The 26,301-nt window shown below is 57.9% G+C and carries 13 protein-coding genes; 8 read left to right on the forward strand and 5 right to left on the reverse strand.

The genetic code is table 11. From position 1 onward, the window contains the following. Positions 1–25: 25 nt before the first annotated feature. The 8 genes from J2Y41_RS06450 to J2Y41_RS06485 all read left to right on the forward strand — a co-directional run bounded on the left by J2Y41_RS06450 (position 26) and on the right by J2Y41_RS06485 (position 21,587). Positions 26–1,147: an HNH endonuclease gene (locus J2Y41_RS06450; RefSeq protein ID WP_309927273.1), complete on the forward strand. Its 1,122-nt coding sequence runs from the start codon at positions 26–28 to the stop codon at positions 1,145–1,147. A 1,076-nt stretch (positions 1,148–2,223) separates the two neighbouring features. Next, positions 2,224–7,410, forward strand: coding sequence for a DEAD/DEAH box helicase (locus J2Y41_RS06455; RefSeq protein ID WP_309927275.1), 5,187 nt, complete (start codon positions 2,224–2,226; stop codon positions 7,408–7,410). Further along, positions 7,407–10,268 (forward strand): helicase-related protein, encoded by a 2,862-nt coding sequence (locus J2Y41_RS06460; protein ID WP_309927277.1) that lies wholly within the window; start codon positions 7,407–7,409, stop codon positions 10,266–10,268. The genes J2Y41_RS06455 and J2Y41_RS06460 overlap by 4 nt, the downstream gene beginning before the upstream one ends. Continuing rightward, entirely contained in the window at positions 10,265–14,329 is a 4,065-nt protein-coding gene (locus J2Y41_RS06465; RefSeq protein WP_309927279.1) for an Eco57I restriction-modification methylase domain-containing protein, read from the forward strand. Before J2Y41_RS06460 ends, J2Y41_RS06465 begins: the two co-directional genes overlap by 4 nt. After that, positions 14,326–17,319, forward strand: coding sequence for an AAA family ATPase (locus J2Y41_RS06470; RefSeq protein ID WP_309927282.1), 2,994 nt, complete (start codon positions 14,326–14,328; stop codon positions 17,317–17,319). The genes J2Y41_RS06465 and J2Y41_RS06470 overlap by 4 nt, the downstream gene beginning before the upstream one ends. After that, positions 17,319–18,548 carry a 5-methylcytosine restriction system specificity protein McrC gene (locus J2Y41_RS06475; protein WP_309927284.1) on the forward strand — a complete coding sequence of 410 codons (1,230 nt, stop codon included), beginning with the start codon at positions 17,319–17,321 and terminating at the stop codon, positions 18,546–18,548. The genes J2Y41_RS06470 and J2Y41_RS06475 overlap by 1 nt, the downstream gene beginning before the upstream one ends. A gap of 18 nt (positions 18,549–18,566) precedes the next feature. Then, positions 18,567–19,568, forward strand: a complete 1,002-nt coding sequence (locus tag J2Y41_RS06480; RefSeq protein WP_309927287.1) for a GIY-YIG nuclease family protein — start codon at positions 18,567–18,569, stop codon at positions 19,566–19,568. 687 nt (positions 19,569–20,255) lie between these two features. Next, a complete protein-coding gene (locus J2Y41_RS06485) occupies positions 20,256–21,587 on the forward strand; it encodes a hypothetical protein (protein WP_309927289.1) in 1,332 nt (443 codons plus the stop codon). A gap of 241 nt (positions 21,588–21,828) precedes the next feature. Here the strand turns inward: J2Y41_RS06485 and J2Y41_RS06490 are convergent, their stop codons facing one another. The 5 genes from J2Y41_RS06490 to J2Y41_RS06510 all read right to left on the reverse strand — a co-directional run bounded on the left by J2Y41_RS06490 (position 21,829) and on the right by J2Y41_RS06510 (position 26,019). Next, positions 21,829–22,173 (reverse strand): hypothetical protein, encoded by a 345-nt coding sequence (locus tag J2Y41_RS06490; protein WP_309927292.1) that lies wholly within the window; start codon positions 22,171–22,173, stop codon positions 21,829–21,831. A gap of 37 nt (positions 22,174–22,210) precedes the next feature. Then, positions 22,211–23,311, reverse strand: a complete 1,101-nt coding sequence (locus J2Y41_RS06495) for a 5-methylcytosine restriction system specificity protein McrC (protein WP_309927294.1) — start codon at positions 23,309–23,311, stop codon at positions 22,211–22,213. After that, positions 23,308–25,491 (reverse strand): AAA family ATPase, encoded by a 2,184-nt coding sequence (locus J2Y41_RS06500; RefSeq protein ID WP_309927297.1) that lies wholly within the window; start codon positions 25,489–25,491, stop codon positions 23,308–23,310. The genes J2Y41_RS06495 and J2Y41_RS06500 overlap by 4 nt, the downstream gene beginning before the upstream one ends. Positions 25,492–25,635: 144 nt before the next feature. Next, positions 25,636–25,800 (reverse strand): hypothetical protein, encoded by a 165-nt coding sequence (locus J2Y41_RS06505; RefSeq protein WP_309927299.1) that lies wholly within the window; start codon positions 25,798–25,800, stop codon positions 25,636–25,638. A gap of 42 nt (positions 25,801–25,842) precedes the next feature. Continuing rightward, positions 25,843–26,019, reverse strand: a complete 177-nt coding sequence (locus J2Y41_RS06510; protein ID WP_309927301.1) for a hypothetical protein — start codon at positions 26,017–26,019, stop codon at positions 25,843–25,845. Between the last annotated feature and the right edge of the window lie 282 nt (positions 26,020–26,301).

Here is a 26,301-nt window from a genome sequence, read left to right on the forward strand (position 1 = left end):
CCTCGCGGTCTTATATCCTGGCGAGATGACCCCTGTATTTCCCGCCACCCCCGTGGTTAACGGACCCCACCTCAGCACTCGTGAAGCCGCGGAGATCATCGGTGTCCATCAGAGGACCGTCATTGACTGGGTGCAAACAGGCAAATTCGCCAACGTCTACATTCAGTCGGGGGTAGGTGCACACGGCGCCTTCAAGATCCCCGAAGCCGATGTGGTTGGATTTCTAGCCAGTAAGTCTGCGTCTTGGGATGAGCGCGTTCGGCAGGCAGCGCAGGAATGGTTGGCTGCGCGCACCAATGACGGTGAGGAGGCCGTTCACTATCTTGACCTTGAAGATTTCCATTTCGAGAATGAGCGAATTCCACTCAAGAGCAGACAGCGGGGCATCTGGAAGCCGCGATCTCTCGACGCGGCGTTGTCGATCACCACTACCTTTCGACGGGTCGGCAAGGAGCGACCCTATGAAGACGAAGTGGGTTCTGATGGAATGCTTCGTTACAAATGGCAGGGCGACGACTCGGATGCAGCTGACAACCGAGCCTTGCGGCGAGCCATGACCGATCATCTTCCTCTCATTTGGTTCTTCGGGATCGCGCCAGGCGTTTACCAGCCTGTGTTTCCCGTCTACCTCGTCTCCGAAGAGCACGAGCATCAGCAATTTGTCGTTGATATAGATCCCCAACTTGGCGTGCTAAACGGTGATGATCTGGATCCTCAGGAACTCAAGATCGCTAAACGGTACGGGACGCGGCTCGCCAGGACGCGGCTTCATCAGCGTTTGTTTCGTTCGAGCGTCATAAAGGCCTATGGCACTCGGTGTGCCGTTTGCAACCTGAAGCATCGGCGGTTGTTGGATGCCGCCCATATCATCCCTGATTCAGATGAAAATGGCATGCCCGTTGTTTCCAATGGAATGGCAATGTGTAAAATCCACCATGCCGCCTTTGATGCCGGTATTCTCGGCATCCGTCCCGATCTGATTGTGGAAATTAGGAGGGATATCTTGGCAGAGGTTGACGGGCCGATGCTGAAATACGGGTTGCAGGAGCGACACGAGCAAAAGCTCATGAGTGTGCCCTCCCAAAGGGCCGATCGTCCAAGTGCCCAGGCGCTCGAACAGGCCTATATGCGCTTCAAAATCGCGTGATCCGAAAGGCGCCCTGGTTTAGCCAGTCCGGGAACTCCTCTGCACTGCGCGAACTCGTTCCCGCACCGTTTCGACTTCGTGCGTACTAAGCCAGCTTCGCGGACCCGAAGCAGATGCCCCTACTTCAATCAGTAATTGCAACAGCTGGGAGCTTGAGATCTGAAGATTCTTGGCAATCTCATGCACGCGGCAACGCTGATGCGTGCGGTGCCCTAGTTCATCCATTACGCGGTCCAAGTGCGTCGAGTTGGCTCGCGATTTCCGGCTAACGGCAAACGACAGATTCCTGTCCGAAACAACTGAGGACCGGTATAGAGATAGGCTTTTGCTAAACGGGCATGTGTGCATGTTGCCGATCTCGATGACGCCCACGAGGACGTCAGGAGCTCCGCCGCTACTTCGCCACCCCGATGTGGCCTCCCTGTACGTTTGCCTGGAGAGGATATTGAACGCTTCGATACCTGTAAGCGGGGTCTGCTTGTTTTTCGTTGCTAAGGGAACGTGCCAGGTTCTCATGGGTGGCGAGGCATTGACATGAGTGACAACCAAACTTATCTCGACCAAGTCAAAAACTAGAGCCTGCATTTCATCAATCTCAAGAAGGTCCTGCTTTTCGTAAATCTTCTGCCGCCTTTTTGCGGATGTAGTGCTGGTAAATGTGGCAGTGTTTAACGAGTATCTATTGATGAGAGTGTTGTGCCTAGCATTGCGTCTTTCAGTCAGCAAGTAAACTTTAGATTTACGAATTGATGCAACCTTGGATTCCAGCACCTCGAGGTCATGCGGCAATTGGAGGGGCCTTACGAGCATTGTTACGTCTCCTCTCCAGTGTTGACAAAGGCCGCGTTCGTCAAATCAACAACGCTTGATAGCGCACGGGACGGTGCCGCCCACTGGTGCTGATCCTAGTAGGCTCCCCCGTGTGTAATCGGCGGTGGCTTGACGACATGCACCCAGCCAACCCGAAACCACGATGGTTGTCACTACAATATGGATCGTGGCACCCGGCTCCTTGTGCTAGAAACACGAGTCAACGATCGGACCACCATGGCTCATTGCACTAGGGGGACTTACGCGTGGATGCGTTCGGTATTCGTGATCGTCTGATCGATGGTTATAGGTCGTTCACTGAGGGTTTTGTTGACATCAAGGATGATCGCATCCGGAGTGAGGTTGAGAAGCTCGGCGATCAGGGCCGCCAGTGGCCGGACCCATGGCTGTCACTCAATCCCTCCTTCAAGTCTGGTGGGAGGATAGACGAGCTGGTGTCTCGGGGAATCCTGCACAGTAAGTGCAGTGAGATCTTCCGCCCGAAAAAGGACCTCTCCGATCGAGGAACGACGTCGATAACGCTCCACAAGCATCAAGCTGATGCTGTCGAAGCGGCCGCGAAGCGACAATCGTATGTCTTGACGACTGGAACTGGATCGGGCAAGTCTCTTGCGTACATCGTGCCCATTGTTGACAGGGTCCTTCGTGAAGGCAGCGGTAATGGCATCAAGGCGATCATCGTTTATCCGATGAATGCCTTGGCCAACAGCCAGATGGAGGAGCTTTCAAAGTTCTTGGATAACGGCTTTGACGGAAAGCCGCCGGTAACCTTCGCAAGGTATACGGGTCAAGAAAAAGGAGAGGTTCGGGAAGCGATCCTCAAAAACCCGCCGGACATTCTACTCACTAACTACGTGATGCTTGAGTACGTTCTCACGCGGCCAGAGGAGCGCCAGTCGCTCATTCGAGCAGCATCTGGCCTGCAGTTCCTGGTTCTTGATGAGCTGCACACGTATAGAGGCCGGCAGGGTGCCGACGTCGCCCTCCTGGTTCGACGCCTTCGGGACGCTTGTCATGCCCAGAATTCGCTCCAATGCGTAGGCACGTCTGCAACGATGTCCAGCGGAGGAACTGTGGCGGAGCAGCAAAAGGACGTTGCCGAAGTCGCCTCGCGGATATTCGGCGCTTCGATAGGCCCTGCCCAAGTAATCACGGAAACGCTAGTCCGGGCTACAACGTCGCGGGATCAGTCGTCGGAGGACCTTCGTGCCGGTGTCCAGGAACGTGGCGATGCGGAGTTCAGCAGCGCGACACTTAGCGGCGGATATGCCTCGATGCAGTCCGATCCTCTCGCGTCCTGGATTGAGGACACGTTCGGATTGACCACCGAGCCGGACTCAGACCGGCTAATCCGCAGTGCGCCTAGAACGGTCACAGGTGCGGCCGAGGTTTTGGCTGAGATTACGGGCCAAGAAGCCCGTCGATGCGCTACCGCGATCCGCGCCACACTCCTTGCCGGTTCAAAGGCTAAGTCCTCTACCGGGCGCCCTTTGTTTGCGTTCCGTCTCCACCAGTTCATTTCCAAGGGTGGATCGGTGTATACAACCGCGGAGTCAGAGGACGATCGGTTGATCGAGACCGACTTTCAGGTCAGTACGGGTAAGGAGGAGAAGCGCCTCTACCCGCTTGCCTTCTGCCGCGAATGCGGGCAAGAGTATTTGATGGCGCGTCTCATCGACGCCGATGGGGACCCGAGATTCATTGCCCGCCACGATTTGAAGTTTCAGGACGACGGCGGCACGGACGATGGCCAAGACGGATACCTTTTCATTTCGACGGACCAAGAATGGCCCGAGAATGCGGTCGAAGCCGGAAGGCTTCCCGCGTCCTGGCTCACCAACGCGCCTTCTGGTCACCCAGTCGTTGAATCGAAGCGGAATCGGCTTCCACTGCGCTACCGGGTTCAGCCAGGAGGCGATGCCGCTCGCGACAACGAACACACGGCAGCCAGTGGCCAGCTCGCGGCTTGGATCCCACGCAGCCTCGGTTTCTGCCTGAATTGCCAAGTGACGTACGAGTCTGCTCGCAGCGGAGAATTCTCCAAGGTTGTGACTTTGGATCAAGAGGGCCGCAGCAGCGCTATGACGGTTATAGCAACGAAGCTCGTGCAACTGCTCAAATCCGATGCAGGTCAGGATCTCACCGAGGAAGCAAAGAAGCTCCTCACGTTCGTTGATAACCGGCAAGATGCATCGCTTCAGGCGGGCCACCTCAATGATTTCGTTCAGGTGGCCCAGCTGCGCTCTGCCCTCTACCGGGCGGTAGCCGCCGCGGGGGATGAAGGCATTGAGGCCGGCGACCTCGGCTCCGCCATTGTCAACACGCTGAGCCTGAACTGGTCAGACTACGCGCAGATCGAAGACCCGCTGGATCCCAAACCGACCATCCGCGCATTGAATGATGTGGTTACCTACCGTGCACTGCGGGACCTGCAACGCGGCTGGCGCATCACCCTCCCAAACCTCGAACAGACCGGGCTGCTGTTCGTGGACTACCCGCATGCGAAACTCTTGGCAGAAAAGCAGAATCGCTGGGAGACCGGGCATTACATACTCCGTGACGCGGAACCGGGAAAGCGGGAGGAAATTATCTGCGTTCTTCTTGACGAGTTCAGGCGAGTCCTGGCAATCGACGCCGAAGAACTCACGGTCGATTCGCTGAACAAGGTCAAAGGGCGCAGCCGCGAGTACCTCACCGGGATTTGGGCGCTTCCCGAACGTGAGCCGGATCCAAATGTGGGCTTGGTTTCAACTGAGACGAAAAAGGGCGCCAGTTTCCGTAACCTCCTTCCGGTCACTGCCCACGGCACATTCGGTCGTTGGCTGGCCCGAACTGCTGTTCCCGCAAATACTTCAACCCAGAAGCTGTCCATGGCTGAGGTGAACGAAGTCATTGCGTCCCTCTTCGAAACGCTGCTTACAGCCGGACTGATTACAGAAGTGCATGAAGGCAAGCTCTCGGGTTACCGAATCAAACTTTCCGCTATGGTCCTGCGGAAGGGCGATGGTGAGTTCGGAGCATCAGATCTGTTGAGGCGCAGCTACCACCCTGACCAGAAGCCTCGCGTCATCAAATTCTTCAAAGACTTGTACCTTGAAACGGGCGTCGAGTTGGCCGGGTTGCGAGCGGCCGAGCACACAGCCCAAGTAAGGGCGGAGGATCGAGAGTCCCGGGAGCAAGCGTTCCGCAAGGCGGAGCTTCCACTACTCTTCTGCTCGCCAACGATGGAACTCGGCGTCGACATCGCTGACCTCAACGCCGTCGCCATGCGAAACGTGCCACCCACGCCAGCCAACTACGCCCAGCGAAGCGGCCGCGCCGGTCGGTCCGGTCAGCCGGCGCTGGTGTTGACGTACTGCGCCACGGGTAGTGCCCATGATAGCTACTACTTTGAACGCTCGAGTTTGATGGTTTCCGGCCAGGTCCAGCCACCACGGCTGGATTTCGCCAATGAAGACCTCATTCGTTCCCACGTACATGCCGTTTGGCTGGCGGAGGCACTGGCCGCAACCAGCACTGGTCTCGGTAAATCTCTCAGCGGTTTGCTCCGGCTCGAGGACAAGAGCTATCCGATCCAACCCCAGATTCTTTCCTTCCTGCAGGATGCAAGTGCCGCTGAGCGCGCAAAATCTTCCGCCGCCTCGCTCCTCAGCGCCATAGAGGATGAACTAAAAGACACCACATGGTGGACTGCCTCCTGGGCAGACACTGTCATCGATAATGCGCTGGATTCGCTCGATGAAGCTTGTGATCGATGGCGACAGCTCTACCGCGGGGCGCTTGCAGAACAGGATCTTGCCCACAAAGCGAGCCAGGACCACTCCCTCACCTCCAAGCAACGCGAAGACGCCGTCAGTCGCCACCGGGAAGCCAGCCAAAGACTGGAAATTCTCCTGAATGACAGTGATTCCCGCGGGCAATCCGACTTCTACACACTGCGTTACCTCGCCTCCGAAGGATTTCTTCCTGGTTACTCATTCCCACGTCTCCCATTGGCGGCGTTCATCCCCGGCATCCGCAAAGGCCGGGACAACAACAGCACCTGGCTTCAGCGCTCGCGCTTCCTCGCCATTAGCGAGTTCGGTCCTGATGCGTTGATCTATCATGAGGGCGCTCGTTATCAAGTCAAACGCGTGAGCCTGCCTCGTGATGCTGAGGGCGTGGGAGGTGGGGACGTCGTTCTCACTGACGCTCGAGTTTGTGAGGCCTGTGGTTACTTGCACGCTCGTCAGGCGGGAATTGACGTCTGCGAGCTCTGCGCTAGTCCGCTGGGGGACAGCTGGTCCAACCTGATGCAGCTTCAGTCGGTCATCACACGGCGGCGGGAGCGAATCAGCGCCGACGAGGAAGAACGCAACCGGCAAGGATTCGAGCTTGTAACTACTTACCGGTTCGCGAATCACGGAAAGAAGCCGGGGCGCTCAGACGCCGAGATTCACGACGGCGAGGAGTTACTCGGCGATGTGCGGTATGGCGACGGCGCAACGGTGCGCGTGACGAACCTCGGTCGCCGCAACCGTGCGAATCCCGACAGACACGGTTTCTGGTTGGACCTGATTACTGGCGAATGGCTGTCAGAGAAACGGGCGACCGAAGATACTTCAGAGACTCCAGACTCTGAAGACATGACGGTCGAGCAGTCCAAAAAGAAGCAAATGGTCACGCCATTCGTCGAAGACCGACGGAACATTGCGGTAGTCCGGTGGGCTGATGAGCTGACGGATGAAGCTGCGACATCCATGCAATACGCGATAGAACGCGGCATTGAAGCGGTTTTCCAACTGGAAGATTCCGAGCTGGCCAGCGAGCGGCTGAATGACTCAGATGATCGCGGCAGGCTGCTCTTCGTGGAGGCAGCCGAAGGAGGCGCGGGCGTTCTCAGGCGGCTTCAGAGCGAGCCGGACGCCTTGGCAAAGGTTGCAGCCAAGGCGCTGGAGATACTCCATGTCGACCCCATGTCGGGCGAGGAAATGGAGAACGCATGTGTCCGAGGCTGCTATCGCTGCTTGCTGTCGTACGGCAACCAGCGTTCTCATGAGTCCATCGATCGCCGGCTTGTCATAGAACTGCTGAGACGGCTGGCAAGGTCCCGGACTTCGACGGTGGCGGCACCCCAGACCCAACCACCCGCCTCGGTGGTTCCGGACGGGGAACCGGTCAGCGAGCGCGCCCAGAGTATTTTGGACTTTATCCTCGCCAACGACCTCAACCTTCCCGATGGGATTGGCCAGGAGATCGCTGGCCAGGTGGTTGATTTTTCGTACAGTAAATTGTCACAGCCCACTGTTGTCATTGTGGAGGACGAGTCACGGCCTCCAGTAGATGAAATGATGCTGACGTACGGAAACTGGAATGTACTGACAGTTCGTGCCGATGTCGAAATAGACGTGTTCGTCAGAGATCACGCAACTGTATTTGGAGTGGTTAAGTGAGTGTTTCAACGGCCGAGTCTAGCTTTGCGGTTGGTTCATTGGTGTCCGTGCGCGGAAGGGAGTGGGTCGTCCTTCCGGAGAGCGATACCGACTTCTTGGTGCTGCGTCCGATCGGCGGCACAGACGATGACATTGCGGGAGTGATCCCGTCCCTTGAAGACGTGCAGGCAGCTTCCTTCGGCTTGCCATCGGCAACGGACCTTGGCGACGACCGAAGCGCCAGACTCCTACGCGATGCCCTTCGCATTGGATTCCGCTCCAGCGGTGGACCGTTCCGGTCGTTGGCTGGACTGAACGTATCACCACGCCCATATCAACTTGTGCCTCTGCTCCTGGCCCTCCGACAGGACGTAGTGCGGCTACTGATCGCGGATGATGTCGGAATCGGTAAGACAGTAGAGGCCGGCTTGGTGGCCGCGGAACTGCTCGCACAGGGGGAAGCAAGCGGGCTCACGGTGCTGTGCCCTCCCAGCCTGGCAGAGCAGTGGCGGCAGGAGCTGTCACAGAAGTTCGGCATCGAAGCCGAACTTGTTCTCCCGGGGACGGCCAAGAAGCTGCAACGTGCTGCGGGCTATGACCAGTCCATCTTCGAGCATTTCAAGCACACCATCGTGTCCACAGATTTCATCAAGTCGGAGTCCAAGCGCCATGACTTCCTGCGCACGGCGCCGGACCTGGTCATTGTCGATGAGGCCCATGGTGTTACTGCCGATGACTCCGGAAAGGGCGGCTCTGGTCGTACGCAACGCTACGAGCTGGTGCGTGGTTTGGCGGATGACCCGAATCGGCACCTGATCCTCGTCACAGCCACACCGCACAGCGGGAATGACGCCGCCTTCAGGAACCTCATCGGACTCTTGGACAGCAGCCTGAAAACTACGGACCTTTCCGGGGAGGCCGGCCGGAGGAAACTGGCGGACCACATGGTTCAGCGTCGGCGAGTAGACATCCGCAACTACCTGAAATCGGACACCAAGTTTCCGAAGGATCGGGAAACCGTGGAGGTGCCTTATAAGCTCTCTCCCGAGCATCGTGCCTTCTTCGATGCAGTCCTGAACTACGTGCGCGGCCGGGTGCAGGACAAAACAGGAACGAAACTCGAACAACGTATCCGCTGGTGGTCTGCGTTGTCGCTGCTGCGTTCCATGGCTTCTTCGCCGGCTGCCGCTGCAGCTACGCTGAACACGCGGGCCGTCGCTGACGAATCCGAGTCTGATGCATCCGCCGAAAAACGCGGCATGACCGTTGTTATGGACCAGGTGGAGGACGACGGCGGCGAGGCGATCGACGTCGTGCCTGGGTCCCGGCCCGAAGGGCTGGAGGAGGGGTCGGGTGAGAAGCGCCAGCTCAACGGATTTCTCCGAACAGCTCGGGAGCTTTCCACGAATCCAGCAAGTGACGCGAAGCTGCAGTTGCTTCTCGGCAGAGTCCGTCAGCTTGTCAGCGAGGGCTATCAGCCAATCGTCTTTTGCCGTTTCATACCCACCGCCCATTACGTTGCCGATTTTCTGCGGGAGTCATTGAAGAAGAAGTTCGACGTGGAAGTGGTCACTGGCGAGCTTCCCGCCGAGGAACGAGCAGCGCGAATCGCAAACCAAGCCGAACGAGCGGGCGAGTTGCCGAAGATCCTCGTGGCCACCGACTGCCTCTCCGAAGGAGTCAACCTGCAGGACGGTTTCCAGGCCGTTATTCACTACGATTTGGCGTGGAACCCTACTCGTCATGAGCAGCGTGAGGGGCGCGTGGACCGATTTGGCCAACTGGCTGACAAGGTACGGGCGTTGACCATCTACGGCGATGACAACGGAATCGACGGGATCGTACTCGATGTTCTGTTGCGCAAGCACGAGAGTATCCGCCGTGACCTGGGAATTAGTGTGCCTGTGCCGCCCAAGAGTGACCAGGTGCTGTCTGCGCTTCTGGAGGGCATTCTCATGCGGGGGCAGAACGGCGATCAGCTGGAACTTTTCAGTCTGACCCCCGAGGCCGAACAGCTCGACGCGGATTGGCGAAGCAGCGCGCAGGAAGAGAGCGCAAGCCGCTCCCGCTTCGCCCAGAACGCCATCCATCCGGAACAGGTGCAATCCGTGGTCGAAGCTGCCCGCAGGAGCCTGGGAGACCCTGGCGACGTCGCCGCCTTTATCCGTGCTGCTCTCGAAGAGACAGGAGCGCACGTCGAGGACACATCGAAGGGTCTCAAGGCCGAGCTTATGGCCGCGGTTCCCGGTATCCGCAATGCGCTGGGAGCCATGGCCGAGACAACGTTCGTAAGGGACTTCCCAGCGCCTCGAAATACCTCAGTGCTGGTGCGGACTGACCCTGCCGTAGCCAACGTTGCGCAGTATGTATTGAACTCGGCACTCGACGAGCAGCTCGGAGGCAAGGAACGGCCCGCCCGACGATGCGGTTTCATCAAAACCCACGACGTCGACCAGCTCACCACCGCGTTGCTGGTGCGGTTCCGCACAAAGTTGATTCTGCCAGCCAGATTAGGTGACCGAACGGACATGGCTGAGGAGGCGCGAGTACTGGCATTCACCGGCACACCCAAAGACCCTTCGTGGCTCAGTGATGCCGAGGTGGAACAGCTCATGCTGTCCAAAGCATCGGCCAACGCCGGAGATGTCAGCAACATGATGTCCAAGATCCTGAGCTCTATGCCGCTACTGACTGATTGGCTGAATGCGAAGGCTCAAGCGGTGGCTGAAGAAATTAGGGATGCGCACCGCGAAGTCCGCATCGTTGCCCGAGGTGACCGTGCTGGGCAACTCGGCATTAGGGGGCTGACCGTCGAAGCAAATCTTCCCGTGGACATTCTGGGCGTATACGTTTATAGCCCGGCTGGAGGCAACAAATGAGTACGTCGTTCCAAGCAATCTCTGTTGTTGGCGGAGTGGTGCCGCCCTCGCTGCTCGGTCGCATTCAATCTGGGGAGGTCAACAACTCGAAGAGCCTCGACCCCGCCAGCTACCACCTCATGGGTACGGAAACAGTTCGGGATGCGGCATCCCGTTCTTGGGGATATCTTCGGTCGGCCTGGCAGTCGTGGCGTGAATTGGATGCTAAGAAGCGCCCCGAGGGGCAAGGCGCCGGCACGGGTGATGCACGGCAGAAGTGGCTGTTGATCCTTCTCAGGGAGCTGGGCTACGGCCAAGTGCCCGCAACAAATGGTGGGCTTCAGAGCGGCGACGACACTTATCCCATATCCCACCGGTGGGAAGCAGTCCCCATCCACCTGCTGGGACCCGGCGTGGAACTGGATAAACGAACACCCGGTGTAGATGGCGCTGCCAAACGTGCACCACAGGCCATGCTGCAGGAATTTCTCAACCGCGAGGACGAATTTCTGTGGGCCATCCTCAGCAACGGCAACAAACTCCGCCTGCTGCGCGACTCCACTGCCCTCGCCGGTTCCGCATACATTGAATTCGATCTTGAAACCATCTTCGACTCGGACCTCTACCCTGAGTTCCAGATTCTCTGGCAGCTCTGCCACCAGTCCCGCCTCGACAAACGGGGCGGCGCTGAGGGCTCGCCTGCCGACTGCTGGCTCGAGTCTTGGCGGGCTGAGTCTGTCGACGCGGGTGCCCGGGCACTCGACAAGCTAGGCGTTGGCGTCGAGAAGGCTTTGGACTATCTGGGCACAGGCTTTCTTCGGCATCCAGAGAATGGTTGGTTGGTAGATGCACTGCACAGCGGTGAGCTGAGTCCTCGTGACTTCCATAAGGCACTTCTGAGGACGGCGTACCGTCTGTTGTTTTGCTTCGTTGTGGAGGACCGAAACGCGCTGCTGGATCCCAATGCTCCGGTGGTTTCCAGGGAACGATACGCTAAGTACTTCTCTACACAGAGACTTCGAAAGCTTTCCCGCAACCGCGACGGCGGACCGCACCCGGACCTCTGGCGGACGCAGAAGCTTGTGCTCTCCGCCCTCGGCGGCAACGGACTGGACGCCGTGGCTCTGCCCGCACTGGGCGGCCTGTTTGATCCGGATCCCCGCGCTAGGACCCTTGAGAACCAGCCCCATGAGGATCTACTCCTGGGCGCTGAACTCGCCAATCAAGACTTTCTCAAAGCTATTCGCCGACTAAGCTGGGTTCTGGGCAAGGGGGACCGGCTCCAGCCAGTGGACTACCGTCACCTTGGTGCGGAGGAGCTTGGCTCTGTATACGAGTCCCTGCTCGAACTCATTCCGCGGATCGACACAGAGACACGCAGTTTTGAACTCGTCCGGCTGGCTGGCAACGAGCGCAAGGTCACCGGCTCCTACTACACACCGCCTAGCCTCGTGTCCGCGCTGTTGGATACCGCTTTGGACCCAGTATTGGACGACGCCGTCAATGGCGGCAGAGATGCGGCCGACCGGGAGAGCCGTCTCCTGGCCCTGACCGTATGCGATCCCGCCTCCGGTTCCGGCGGTTTCCTGGTCGCAGCCGCACGCCGCATCGCTCGCCGTCTTGCCGAGGTGCGTGCGGGCGAGAACGAACCGACTCCGGCGGAAATCCAGCACGCGCTGCATGATGTGGTGGAACGCTGTATTTACGGCGTGGACATGAACGACCTTGCGGCCGAACTTGCCAAGGTATCCCTATGGCTGGAAGCCATGGAACCTGGTAGGGCGTTGGGATTCCTGGATGCCCGGATCAAGATCGGCAACAGCCTGTTGGGAACAACACCAGCCTTATTGGCCGGGGGAGTACCTGACGAAGCTTTTGGTTTGTTGGAGGGCGACGACAAGAAATACGCCGCCGAAGTGAAGAAGCGGAACCGGGCTGAGAATTCCAAGAAGGCGGACAAACTGTTCGGCTCATTGGGGCAGGAGACTTTCAGCTTTGGAAGCTCCGACACGGATATCTCCTACCTGATAGACCGTCGCCAGGCGCTGGTGAAGCCTGTGTCCACTGCCGCCGAGGCGCGATCAAGAGCCAAGGCCTACGCAGCCTTCGACCACTCTGATGATATGGAACAGAAGCGGCTCCATGCGGATGCATGGTGCGCGGCTTTCGTTTGGCCACTCAACGCGGGTGCAGCAGAGCCGCCGACATCGTCCGTCGTCCGGCAGCTGGCCGACGCGGGTGAGTCCGCGGGCTACGCCGATACCGTGGCCAAGGTTCGGCAGCTCGCTGCGGAATACCGGTTCTTCCACTGGCATCTGGAGTTTCCGGAGGTATTCGGGGATCCAGCATCTGAGGACGCGGGAGCCGATGGCTGGCCGGGAGGCTTCTCCTGCATGCTCGGGAACCCGCCTTGGGAGAACATCGAGGTGAAAGAACAAGAGTTCTTTGCTATTCACAGCCCCGAGATCGCGGCCACGGCTGGAGCCGGACGCAAGAAGCTAATCGCTGAACTTCCTCTCACTGACCCGATTCTTGACAAGAAGTTTTTGAGGCGGAAGCGGGAGGTGGACGGCCTGCGGCTTTTCGCATCCTCCTCCGGTCGGTACCCATTGACAGGGCGCGGGCGAGTTAAGACAGATCCAATTTTCGCGGAGCTATTTCGGTCTATGACACATCCTCGTGGCCGAACCGGAATTATCGTGCCGACAGGGATAGCCACAGACCACACGACTCAGTATTTTTTCAGGGCTCTTGTTGAATCGAGTACGATCGCGGCACTCTATGATTTCGAAAACCGTGCCCCACTTTTCCAGAATGTGGACTCGCGAACTAAGTTCTGCCTGCTGACAATGGCAGGCCGTCTTGCAAAAGAGGAAGCGGCTTCCTTTGCCTTCTTCCTCCAGGATCCTTCCGAGATTCCGATAGCCAAGTTCGCACTCACACCCGACGAAATCAAGCTCATCAACCCCAACACTGGAACACTCCCGATTTTCCGAACCCGCCGGGACGCAGAAATCACCCTAGGCATCTACCGTCGCGTGCCGGTACTCATCAACGAGAACGATCCAGTGAACGGGAATCCGTGGGGCGTGTCGTTCATGCAGGGCCTCTTCAACATGACTACGGACTCCCACCTCTTCCGTACTCGCGAACAGTTGGAGGTTGAGGGTTGGGCTCTCAATGGCAACATCTTTGAGCGAGCACTGGATGGCAAGCAAGAGAAAATGCTTCCGCTGTACGAAGCGAAGATGATCCACCAGTTCGACCATCGTTGGGCTACATACGAAGGCCTGGATGCGCGTGATGCCTCAGTAAATGAAAAGACAGATCCCGCATTTACCGCGCAAACTCGATATTGGGTCAGCAGCCTCGACGTTTCGGAGAAATTGGAAAAGCGGTGGAAAAGTTCGTGGCTGATGGGTTGGCGAGATATCGCCCGTGCAACTGATGTACGGACTGCTATTGCCAGCTTTGTCGGCTTTGGGGCTGCTCCAGAAGGTGGAACCCTCCTGATGCTGCCACATGGAACTGCGACGGAGGCAGGAGCTCTATTGTCAAGCATGAATTCTTTCGTGTTTGACTTCGTGGCAAGGCAGAAAGTGGGTGGCACGCATGTCAAGTTCTTCACGATGAAGCAGTTGCCCTTTCCGGCGCCTGAGAGTTTTGCTGCCTTAGTTCCTTGGGATGCACAGCAGACGTGGCATGATTGGCTACTTCCTCGGATTCTCGAGCTAACCTACACCTCTTATGACATGGTGCCAGTGGCTCGAGACCTGATGGAACACGGGGCACCGTATAAGTGGGATACGGAGAGGCGGAGCTATCTCCGCGCTGAAGTTGATGCGGCGTTATTCCATATCTACGGGTGCGCCGCCGGGGACGTGAACTACATGATGGACTCGTTTCCGATTGTCAGGCGGAAGGATGAAACGGTTCACGGAGAGTACCGGACCAAGCGACTCATCCTGGAAACGTTCGGTTCGATGCAGCGCGCAATAGACACCGGTGTCGCATACGAATCTCCTATCAGTCCGCCTCCTGGGCAAGGCTCGCGCCATGCTGAAGTGGAGGTCATGGCATGACCGATGCGAAGTGGCAGCGGTTCATGGAGTTCGCCGCCCTCTTCCCTAAGACGGTCGATCTGGATGCTGAGGAGTACAACTACAAACTCGCCTTGGCCGAACGCCTGAGAAAAACCAGGGAAATCTACCTGAATCGGGATCCTGAGTGGTTTGAGGCGCTGCGACGCGATCTTTCTTCGTCGAATCTGATGAATCAGTACTTCATGATGAGGCTGGTGGATTTGGGCCGGTCGAAGCCCGGGGATCTGCGTCAAGCCATCGATCTTCTCTGGGACGGGGAACCAGACGTCCGGCGAATCGACGAGTTCACATCTCGACTTACTCCCCACAATCCGGAGCAGTTCTCGGTTGGAGGCATCGTTGGATTCGCTTCGATTCTTCTGCTCGCCAGGGATCCCTTCAGGTTCCCTCCCTACCGTGCCCGCGCGGTTAAGAAGTTTCTCAAGCTGGTCGACTGGGAAGACCGCGGTGCAAATGGTGATCCGGCACGCAGGTATGAACTGCTTTTGGAGTCGCTCGATGAACTCCTCCGGCTGGCACCCGAGTATGGCATCAAACTCCGCGACCGTTTGGACGCCCAAGGACTCATGTGGACAGTGCTCAACGTTGATCCGACCGATGAATGGAGCTCCACTGAGAGCGCCGCATTTCGAGCGTGGAGGGGAGACAAAATGACGGCAGAAGACGTATCCGATCCCACAGGTAGTGGTGCCAGCAAAGCACCTGAGATCGAATCGACAGCGCGAGCGCTCCTCAGCGCTGGTCTGCGTGGAGAACCGTCGCCGATGGACGGCACTACGACGGCCTGGACCTCGGAAACAGCAGCAGACTTGGCCAGCCGCCTTACAAACACTGATGTAGGTACCGGTTCATTGATGTCAAAGCTGGAACGCCAGCTCGCCACCGCCTCCCGAGAGACGGTACTTTTGGCCGCGGAACTCCTGTACCTGCAGGTTCTGCCCCTGAGCAACGTGACGCCAGCAACGAAGATCGCCCGCATTGAAAAGGTGCTGTCTTGGGTGCCCGGGGCCGCCGTCGAGCTTTCTGCAGAACTCCGCAAGGGCCTCGAGGCGCCCGGTGCGTTCAACGGGGGAGTCGGCTTTAACATTCAGGTCGCTGACCACCTCAGCTGGCTTACGCGGTTCGTGGAGCACGTCACCGAGCAGCCAATGAGCCTCATCAGAGCAGCCCTTGCGGACCCGTGGAAGTTCATCGAGCTGACGCGTGGCGTGCCCAAAGACTGGCCCACTATCCGCTACAGCATCGACTATCTGGCCTGGCCCGACTATCTTCAACCGGTGGTCAAGAAGGATCACAGGATCAAGATCCGGAATGCTTTTGCAGACATCATCGAAGGTCCTTCAGGCGAGTCCGAGACGGACATCGCCAAGGACCTTTACTACATCAGGCAGGCTCAGCAGGGAGAATCAAGCGACTTCATTGAGTGGTACCGCGAACCGTACCTAAGCGAATGGCAGCCCTCCGGTGAGGACGGGGGCCAGCGTGCATGGCTCGTCCGGCAGAACCAGGGAGGGTTCGCAATGCTGGATTCCTGGCTGCAAGGTGAATTCGTCTCCACCCGGGCGCAGCACCTGGGTTCGCCGAAACCTGGAAGCAGCTTTGACCAAGTGCAGGCCGCCGTCAACGCTGGCTATCAGCACATCGACTATTCCGAGCGGAAGGCGAGGGCCCAGGAGTATTACCGCTTCCTTAGCCAGATGAAGGTGGACGACTTCGTCCTCACTGCTTATGAAAGCAGTCTTTACCTCGGCGTCGTCACAGGCGAGGCCGAGTACGTGGATGATGAGACCTCCCGCCTGCGCCGGAGTGTTGCATGGCGGAAGAAGCCCCTTGAAAACGACGATCTTCCGGCACCGATGCCGCGGCTGCTGGAAGAACAGGGATCAGTTGTTGACCTAACAGATGGGCTTTCAGTTATCACAGCCTGGTACGCAGAGGAAGAGCCCGGTGAACTCCCGCCGGAAGAGGAGACGACCGCACAGCCGCAGATCGCCGTCGTGCCTCAACTCAGGGAAGCGACGGCGGATCTGGCCGCCAAACTTCACTTGCAACGGGATGACGTCCAAGAAGTGATTCGGTTGCTTCAGACTCGGCAGCAGATTGTCTTTTATGGGCCGCCAGGTACAGGCAAGACTTTTTTGGCGGGAAAGATCGCCAGATTCCTGGCGGGGGAGGAACATGGGGACCACGTCAAAACGGTCCAGTTCCACCCTTCGTATGCGTATGAGGACTTCTTTGAGGGCTACAGGCCTGCGAAGACATCAGGCGATAACGTTGGGTTCAGCCTGGAGCCAGGGCCGCTACGGCGGATCGCGGCGGAAGCTTCGCTGGACGGGAACCGGGACAAGCCGTATTTCCTGATCATCGACGAGATGAACCGCGGAAATTTGGCCAAGATCTTTGGCGAGCTGTATTTCCTTTTGGAGTACCGCGACCAAGGAATCAACCTTCAGTACAACCCACAGCAGACGTTTGTATTGCCGCCAAACTTGTTCATCATCGGTACCATGAACACCTCAGACCGCTCCATCGCAATGGTGGATGCAGCCATCCGGCGGCGGTTCGCGTTCGTGGAGCTGCATCCGCAGGACGGGATGATTTCCGGAATGCTTGAGAGATTCCTTGCGTCCAACGGGAAGCCTGCCCTACGTGCTGAATTGCTAAACGCGTTGAACAGTGAGATCGAAGCTACCAACCGTGACTTGATGATTGGCCCCTCATATTTTATGAAGCCGCATGCAGAAACTGAGCAGGGTTTGGCGGAGATCTGGAAGTATGAGCTGTTACCCCTACTCGAAGAGCAGTATTTCGGGCGTCTGAGTCGAGAAAAGGTTCGGGAGAGATTCGGCCTGGCGGCTATTCGGCGAAAAGCCGGTATAGACATTGGTGCCGTTGACATTCGACCCGCAGTATCTGAGGCCCTGTTGGAAACGGGCGAGGGGTCTGAGCCCGACGAAGCAGCTAACTAATGCCGAGAGAGATTGTCCTCGACGAGTTACAGCCCGGCTCGGAGCCTCTCGAGCTCGAGCCCGAGGTGGCTGCCACGTTACGGGATAGCGGCCTCGTTTCGGTCGTCCCCGCTCATGGAGGTGCGTGGACAATTCTTCCTGCGGGCAGAGTCGGGGCGGTACAGATCGATGACCTGCTGGTGCGGGTGAAGCCCAAGGGGAAGGTGGGGCTCAGCCGGCTGCTTTTCCTGCTGGGCTATGCTGCGGACCCCGGGTTTCGGCCCGAAGATGTCGCGGCCGTCGAAGATGGTGACCTTTTTGCTGCGTTGGGCGAGTCACTTGCGCGGCATAGTGAGAGGGCATTAGAGCGGGGTCCCCTCCACGGGTACGTGCAGGTGGAAGAGGCATTGCGGACAGTTCGTGGCCGGATCCGAGTTGGTGATCAGATGACCCGGCGTCCGGGGCTTCTTTTGCCACTCGAAGTTGCCTATGACGACTACACCGTTGATGTTGCCGAGAACCGTATTCTAAGGGCAGCCGTTCAGCTGATGATGCATGTTCCACGGTTGTCGGACACGGTTAGGAGTCGACTCTCGCACTTGGATTCGAAGCTCGACAACGTATCTTCGCTTCGTTATGGGACGCAGCTCCCCGCGTGGGCGGGTTCAAGGCTCAATGAGCACTACGTTCCGGCCTTGCGATTATCTGAGATCGTTCTAAAGACCATGTCCGCGGAAGCCGGACTTGGTCAGCGAATGGTGGCATCGTTCGTAGTCAACATGGCCACGGTGTTCGAGGACTTTGTCGCTACCGCGCTGAAGGAGGCCCTTGATCCCTACCCTGGCGTGACGGAATGGCAATACGAGGCCTTCATGGACGAAGCCGAGCCTGGCTTTCGGGGTGGCGAGAGAGTGCGTATGTATGTTGATGTCGTCCACTCCGTGCGTGGGCAACCGACTATGATCTTCGATGCGAAGTACAAAGCCGCATCGACTGGCGGAACATATCCCAATGCCGACCACTATCAGATGCTGGCCTACTGCACTGCGTTGGAAGTTCCCCGTGCCTGGCTTGTTTATGCGGGACGAGGCAATGTCCGCGTGCGCAGGGTCCGCAACTCGGATGTGTCAGTGGCAGAGTTTCCCTTGGATTTATCGCAGGAACCGGAGGCTCTTTTGCTTCGAGTGCATGAGCTAGCAGACCGTGCCTATCGAAGCGAGTTCGCCGTGGATGCTGCAGCGGGCGCCTAAGATACTTCCAAGCCCGGAATGCAGCAGCTCTTGGTAGGAGTGGAGGATCATATGGCGGTTGGCAAACAGGTGAGACTGTTCTTGGTGGATGGAAGCCCAGGTGGAATGCTGACGGCAGAGATCATGAACTGGACCGGTCACATTATGGCCGCCGGCAGGTCTGACCTACCGGAGCTCCTGAAACGCGATGAGGTGAAACGCACAGGTGTCTATCTACTCTTAGGTGATGACCCCAACGGCTCGTACTCTAACGCTATTTACATCGGAGAAGCTGACGAGGTCGGAGAACGGCTCCGCATCCATAGCCGATCGGAAGAAAAGGGTGGCAAAGACTTCTGGAACAGAGCCATAATTCTGACCAGTAAGGATGCAAACCTAACTAAGGCCCACGCCAGGTACCTTGAGAGTCGTTTCATTTCCATTGCCAAGAACGCTGGGCGTTCCTTTGTGACCAACGGTACGGCTCCGGTACCGCTCCCGCTCCCCGAAGCGGACCTCTCGGACATGGAGCAATTCATTGAGCACGCGCGAATTGTCCTGCCAGTCTTGGGTGTCGACTCAATGCGCGCAGTTCCGACTATGACGAACCTGGAACCAGTCTCCGTGGGTTCAGCTTCAAAGTCGCCGGTCTTCGAAATGACAGTGACTAGCGAAGGGATTCTTGCTCGGGCGCAAGAGGCCGACAACGAGTTCGTTGTCCTAGCGGGATCCAAGGCCCGAAACGGTTGGGTTGGATCCACCCCGGGTTACTCGAAGCTTCATGAAATGCTGGCTACCGACGGGGTCTTGGTCTCAGACGGCTCTCTCCTTGAGTTCTCAAAGGACTATGTATTCAAGAGTCCCAGCGCGGCTGCAGCGGTCATCGCAGGAAGAGCCACAAATGGACGAGTGACATGGAAAGACCCGTCCACAGGGTTGACGTATGCGCAGTGGCAGGAGCACGCGGTGGAAGACGCCCAATCCGTGGAAAATGACGTTGTTAATCCTTCGTCGTCCGAGCAGCGGCACAACCTGCCTTAGTTGTCGTAGGAAACGCCTACATTACGTGGAAACGCATGCCCACCCTGGGACAACACGCCTCCGGCCCGCGGTTCTTGGGGCGTTCCCATTTGCCTAGCTATGCTTGCCGCAAGACTTGGCGTTCGTTGCTGAGGATTTCCAGGGGTGGACGCGAAGGGACTTTTCTTGTCGGACGAATCAATCTTGCTGTTCTTGCATGGAGTGGGAAATGGCGACCAAGAGGACCGCTGGATGGTCGGGCTGACGCAATCTCTGGTCCGCCTCGGCTACCCCAATTTGGAGTCGCTGCGGATTGTAGCGCCTAAATATGCACATGCACTTAAAGGCACAGATGAACCGTGCCGGCTGCCGGGCTTGACTATCAAGCAGCCTCTTCGGGAGGCGGCCAAGAAGAACCGCCGCGAATTCGAGCGTCGCATCGGGGCCTTGGAGTTCAGGCTAGGGCGTCACGATAGAGGGAACGGCTATATTGGCGGTGACGTCATGGTTAATGCTGCAGTCGGGTTGCCACCTTTTCAGCAAGCGCGCAACTACCTGAATAATCCGAAAATTCGAGCCCAGGTTCTCGAACGCATCTTAAGTAAGCTGCCAGAGTCGGGGAGGCTCGTGATAGTGGGTCACAGCCTCGGGTCAGTCATAGCAGCTGACATCGTCAGGCGTTTGCCTGCCGGCCTTGAGGTCGGGGGCATGGTCACAATCGGGAGCCCCTTGGCGAACGGTTCCTTCGACTTGGACAATCTTCGTGACACGCTGAGTGAGCCTCCGACGAACTTGGCATGGTGGGTGAACTTCTGGAATGTCTCCGACCCTGTGGCGGCGCACCGTGGCGTGTCGTCCGTTTTTCCTTGGATGATTGATTTTCGGATCAACACGAAGTCACTGCCGATTTTGGCCCACGCGGCAGCCGAGTACCTCGCGAATGACGCCGTTGCTGCCGCCATCGGCTACGCCCTCTACGGGTCTAATACCAAAGAAGTCGCACAGGTAGATAAAGGGCTGGACATTCCATTGGATGCCACAGAGCACTTCGCACTCCTGGCCCTGCGGTACGCATATCTGATGAAGACGCGTCTTGAAGGCGAAGAAAAAGATCGATTTACGGGGGCACTTCGGCAAGTGCAAGCGGCCGCCGTTGAAGACATCAGGAACCGCAACCTCCGCGACGGCCGGGCGATGCCATCAGAAATTGCCAGACTCGAATTTGACGTTTCCGATCCAGGGGCGCCGGTACCCGAACCACGTCCGATCGGTCACGTCACGAAAGACGAAGCCGTTGTCCTCCTGACGGTGCTAGCGGCAGAGAATGTCATACGTCCTTTCGAGATCTCGATCTCCAAAAAGCTATGGCAGGAAGCCATGGAAGACCTCGCCGCTGAGATGGGTTTGGGAGGACAGTATGGTGCCGACGTGTTCGTGGCAGCAAAGCACGCGCAAGAAGCACTCAGCGGTAGCCGCGGAGTCAATTGGATCAAGTGGGGCGCCCTCGGTGCGGGCGCGGCAGCAATCGTCGTGGCGACGGGCGGATTGGCGCTCGCTGCTGGAGCAGGCCTTGCAGGAGCCGCGGTGATCACGAGCGCACTGGCGAGCTTTGGCCCCGGTGGCATGATTGGGGGCCTGCTAACCGCCGGAACACTGGTTACGGCCGGCGGTGGCGGTATTGCTTATGGTCTAGCCAGTCCTGGAACCACGGCGGAAACCCTCGTTGGCGTCGTTGAGCGCAGGCTCGCCGCAGCCATTCTGCGCCAGCGGCAGCACCTGGATCCTGACGAAGGCCTCTGGGCGGTCCTCGTTGAAACCGAAATAGAGGTGCGGCGCGAATACGAGCGGCTTGACGAGTTTTCTGATGCCTCGGCGCCTGCGCTCAAAGAGCTGAAACGAAAGATTGACGCCATCGAACGAGCGCTGAAATACCTTACTGACCACGGGTTGGAGCCTTGCATCGATTCTCCGCAGGAGGACGACTACCCAACAACAACTTTCTCTGAGAGGGAACCCCGGACTACTAGACAGGGCGCGTGACTAGCCGCCGACGCGGCGCAGAACGCTGCTGGCGATCCGACGAAGGGCAGATCCAAAAAAGTATGATCGAGCTTGTGACCGAAAGCCCATAGCACCGACGTGATGTTCGAGCCAGGTTCAGTCGAGCAGGCTCTGTTGGCATCCAGTCATCTGCCTCTAATGGGCCTGCTCCGGAGCATCGATCCTCGCTGCGGCAGTGTATGCATCAATGAACTTGTGTGAGCGCTGTCTAACCGCCGACTCAACTGCGGCGAGGCGTTCGCGGAGGTCGTCGATGAAGGCGACGTCGCCGTCGTCGATTGACTAAACGTGGCCGTGCAGGGTGCATGCCGCGGCGACCGAGTTCTCTGAGGTGGATGTTGTGGCTGCCGTCGGTGCCGGAGGGCAGGGGGTTGGGGGCGAAGCGTGCGGCGGGGAAGACGTTGATGCCGTAGTCGCGGCCGTGTTTGCCGGTTTCGAGGAGCCAGTAGAGGATGTTGTGGCCGAGGTATCGGCGGGGTGCTTCGCGGCAGGTGGAGAGGGCGAGGTAGACCTCCCGGCCGGCGCCGTGCAGTTCCTCGGCGATTTGGCGGCCGGACTGACCCATACCACCATGAGTACCGCATGGTCAGGTAATATTTGGGCTATCGTTCCAGGAAACTCAGCAGCTGTTCGCGAATCTCAAGTGCCGAAGCTCCGAGATCGATCGTGGCTAGCGTGAACTTGTGGCCACCGGAGGTGAAGCTCTCCAAGACCGAAGTGCCAACGGACGGATACAGCAGCATGCCTTCACTAGAAAGGGACAAAGGATCGTCAGGTGACTCCTGTGTCCTCACATATGTGTAAACCTGGTAAAGGTGGCTGCTCTTGAAGGACTCTCCGCCATGCCTTCGTATCTCCAATGATGAAGTGAATTTTGTATCAATGATCAGCCGCCGCCGAATAGCGCCATTCTCAAGAATGATGTCTGTCTGCATCTTAGGCAGAAGGCCCTGGATGCCAGGCGTTTCTGATTCCTTATGCCAGGAAATGTAGCGGCCTGTGGTGGTTTTCCAACCACTGTGGCCGCCTGCAACTTTGTAGAAGCCACCAATGGCTCGTTCAAAAAGCCGACGAAACTCTTGATCACTGATGGCGGCGCGACCGACACCAGCGGCTTCGTTGTCACGTGGCAGGACCAGCTGCAGCGCGAGTTTGGCAGCCGAAACTACGGGCCGGTCTTTCACATCGTTCCGAGAGAACTGGGAATTGACCCCCTCCAGGGCAGACCTGGAGCCGACGCGACCCACTCCTAAATCGGCTAACTTCTGTGCCTGCGTTCTGCATCGGTGTCCGAGCTTGCGATCTGTGACCAACGCTGCCAAGTGCATCAGCCCGGCACGCACCAAGCGATTGCGCGGAGTGTCGACGGTCAACGCCTCGAATCGACAGGCCACCTGGCCGCGAGTTAACAGTTGGTGCGTTTTTGTCCGTAGGACGTCTATCCGGCCTCGAACACGTCTCAAGTCTTGTTTCCGGAGCATGAATGCGGGGGTTAGTGGCCGTATCAGCCGTTCCTCGACGCTGTGGCAAAGTATGTTTGCGAGTAAGTCGGCTAAAAGTTCCGGGTTCTCCTCGAAACCTTGAGAACGCTCAGTGCCGTATTTATAGAAATCCGAGGCATAGAGAAGTAGAAGCCATAGATTGCGGATAGGAATGTGCGCTTGTCCGAGGACGTAAATGCGGGACTCATTGTCCAAAGTCACAAGAGCCCATCCAGAAGTTTGGCAGCTTCCCGCTCTGCACGTCCGGATTCATCGAACCAGTATTCCTTTAGAGTTGGAATGATTTCGGTCGCCACCACCCCCCGAAACCATTCCCCAAATGATTCAATGGGTTGTTCCTGTGGGGGAGTTGCGAAACTGTGCCCGAGCATGAAGTCTGCTCCTAGCTGTGAGTCGTTGACGATAGTTGCATTCAGCTCGTTGACGGCACGCTGGACCTCCTCGAGCTCGTGCTGCCCAACGGCATGATTGGTCAGCATCCAACGTAGCCAGGTTTCGTTTAGAGCCGGGCTCAGCGAGACGAATCCGAATCTGCGGCGGAAAGCGAGATCCATAATGGCCAGTGAACGGTCGGCCAGATTCATTGTTCCAATGACGTAGAGGTTACTGGGAACGTGCACCGTCTCCTCTGGAGTCCGCGGATATGCTAGATGAAGGGCCTCGCGTGGCGACCTTTTGCCAGCTTCGATCAGCGTAAGAAGTTCACCAAATATCTGCACGGGATTGCCCCGGTTGATTTCTTCAACGAGAACAACGTGAGTAACGTCCGGCGACGTGTTTGCTCGTTCAACCATCTCCAAGAAGGGTCCGTTTATCAAGGTTAACTGGCCATTGGAGCCAGGACGCCAGCCCCGAACGAAATCCTCGTAGGACATGTTCGGGTGGAACTGCACAGCCCGTATTGCCGACGGAATGTCTTTGCTGCCAATCAGCGCCTGAGCCAAGCGCCGAGCGAGCCACGTTTTTCCAGTGCCCGGTGGTCCCTGGAGGATGATGTTTTTCTTAGATCGCCATTGGGAGAGGATCGCGACCAGCTCGGTTCGGCTAATGAAGCAACCATCGGCGATGATGTCCGCTACTGAGTACACAGTGGCCGGTAAGTTGGCGCCAGTTGGTTCGTCTGACGCGGGGTCGGTGTCGGGTTCAGGCGAGGGATCGGATGCAGCTTCGCCTTGGAACGCCGTCCAAGAAAGTTCCGGGAATGAATGAACCGGATACTCCGCGTCAGAAAATTTTGCGTTCAATGTGTCAACGAGAGTCAGGTATCTGTTTCCGTCTGCTCTGTAGAAAGCTCCGTCAAGCATGAGAGCGGTTCTCAGGTAGGTCCTGGACTGCCTGTCCAGCGGCAGGTAGCTCCATGGACGAATCCAAAAGAGACCCATGCTCAATTTCACGCCGACACCGTGAAGGCCGCGAGCAGCGTCGTATGCGTCCGCGAACCGTTCACGATTTAGATCGTCACCCGAGTCGGCCCACGCCAGCGCGGCTTCGAATGCATCCCAGAGAGTGTCTACGTCGCCTTCAGGTCGCTCCAGTTTGTAGGAAAAGAACCAAGAATTCTGATTGTTCAGTAGCGGTACTGCATCAAAGGTAGAAGGGGGTGGCGTGGAAATGCGAAGAAAGTTTGCCCATTCCCCAGCTATGGCTGAGCGCTTCGCGTTGGACACGTTTCGGTTGAACGAACCAAAGACCGTGAACGGACAGATGTCGTCCATGGGAACAGGATTGCCATGCTGGTCGCGGTCAGTCAGATAGTTCAGATTCTCGTGCCGGTCTTGCAAGTCCCCAAGAGCAGACAGAAGTTCTGGGCGTCGGTCCCTGTAGGAAAGGAGCGCCGTTGCCATCTCTTCATAGAACTTGCTCCAGGTGAAGTCCTTTTCAGGAGTCGGGTCGTGATCGCCGAAGCGCTTCGCCCAGTACACGTCATTGCGGAACCGGTCGATGTCCTGTTCTGCATTCTCGAATGCGAAATCAATGAGAGCCCTTCGCTTCCAGTCAATTGGGTTGATCCTCCAAATGGTTGATCTGTTCGTGAAGAAGTACCACTCTCGTGGGGGCTTAAATTCGGTCCAATCGACATCGACCCTCCGTCCGTCGCCGTGGTTCCTCGTCACCGTTCCGAAGGCCTTGATAGCCATCGCTGACACGCTCTGACCCTGATTGTCGAAAGGGAGGCCGTTCCTTCTAACGTACGCCGACTTTATTGCTATGCGGTCCCCGGGCCGCATGGACCTGACTTCGTCGAGGTGTCGATCCTCGAAGCCGTTCTCCCAGATTCCTTGGGAGAGAAAGCGCGCAGTCTGGTCCTGTGGGTCCCAGTCCGAGTAGAACGCTCCGACAAACCAATATTGCTGGGTGAGGACCGGCTCTTCCGATGACATGACTGGCTCCTGTGCTGGCTGAGATTCCAGTCATAATTAGACCACTCGGTTTGAGGAGTCCCGCCAGAGGGTCGACCTGTGTCGAAATTTCACCCCTCAGCCCTCGGCGATCCGTGAAACCACGTGCTCCCCATTGAGACCCACTTAGCCAATGGTCGACGAATTGAGCCGCGTTAGCCAGGGAAGCCCCTCGGTGTACAGGCCTGCATGTTCGGTGACGCCTGCGGTGTGTCGCGGGTATCCCAGGTGATCCATCACCGGAATGTCCATGAATGGCAGGTCCAGTTGATATCCCTTTGCCCAGAGCACGGAGGTGATCCCACCGTCCGTCGCATTCAACGAGGCCAGGTCTCAAGGCAGCCAGCCGGCCTCGGGATCGGCTGGCTGCGGAGGCGCGTACAAGCCCGTCGCCGCAATATACCCGTCAATCGCCTTGTGGTTGTTGAAACCGGATTCGACTGTTGCGAGGTCATCGCTGAAGGTGATGTCGCCGTCGTCGATGTTTTCCAGGCGGCCGTGCAGCTGCATGCCGCGGCGGACGAGGTCGCGGAGCGGATGTCGTGGCCGCGGTATCGGCGGGGTGCTTCGGGGCAGGTGGAGACGACGCGGTAGACTTCGCGGCCGGCGTCGTGCAGTTCTTCGGCGATCTGACCGCCGGACTGGCCGGTCCCGACAATGAGGGCGGCGCCGTCGGGCAGCTGGTTCGGATTGCGGTTCGGCTGGGACCTTCGGTACTTGGTACGCGTCCGTGCCGAGCGCGACCTCGCATGCGTTCATGCGGCCCAGTGACGTTTCCAGAGTGAATAGGCC

It is taken from the genome of Arthrobacter sp. 1088 (assembly GCF_031455315.1).
GTDB lineage: Bacteria > Actinomycetota > Actinomycetes > Actinomycetales > Micrococcaceae > Arthrobacter.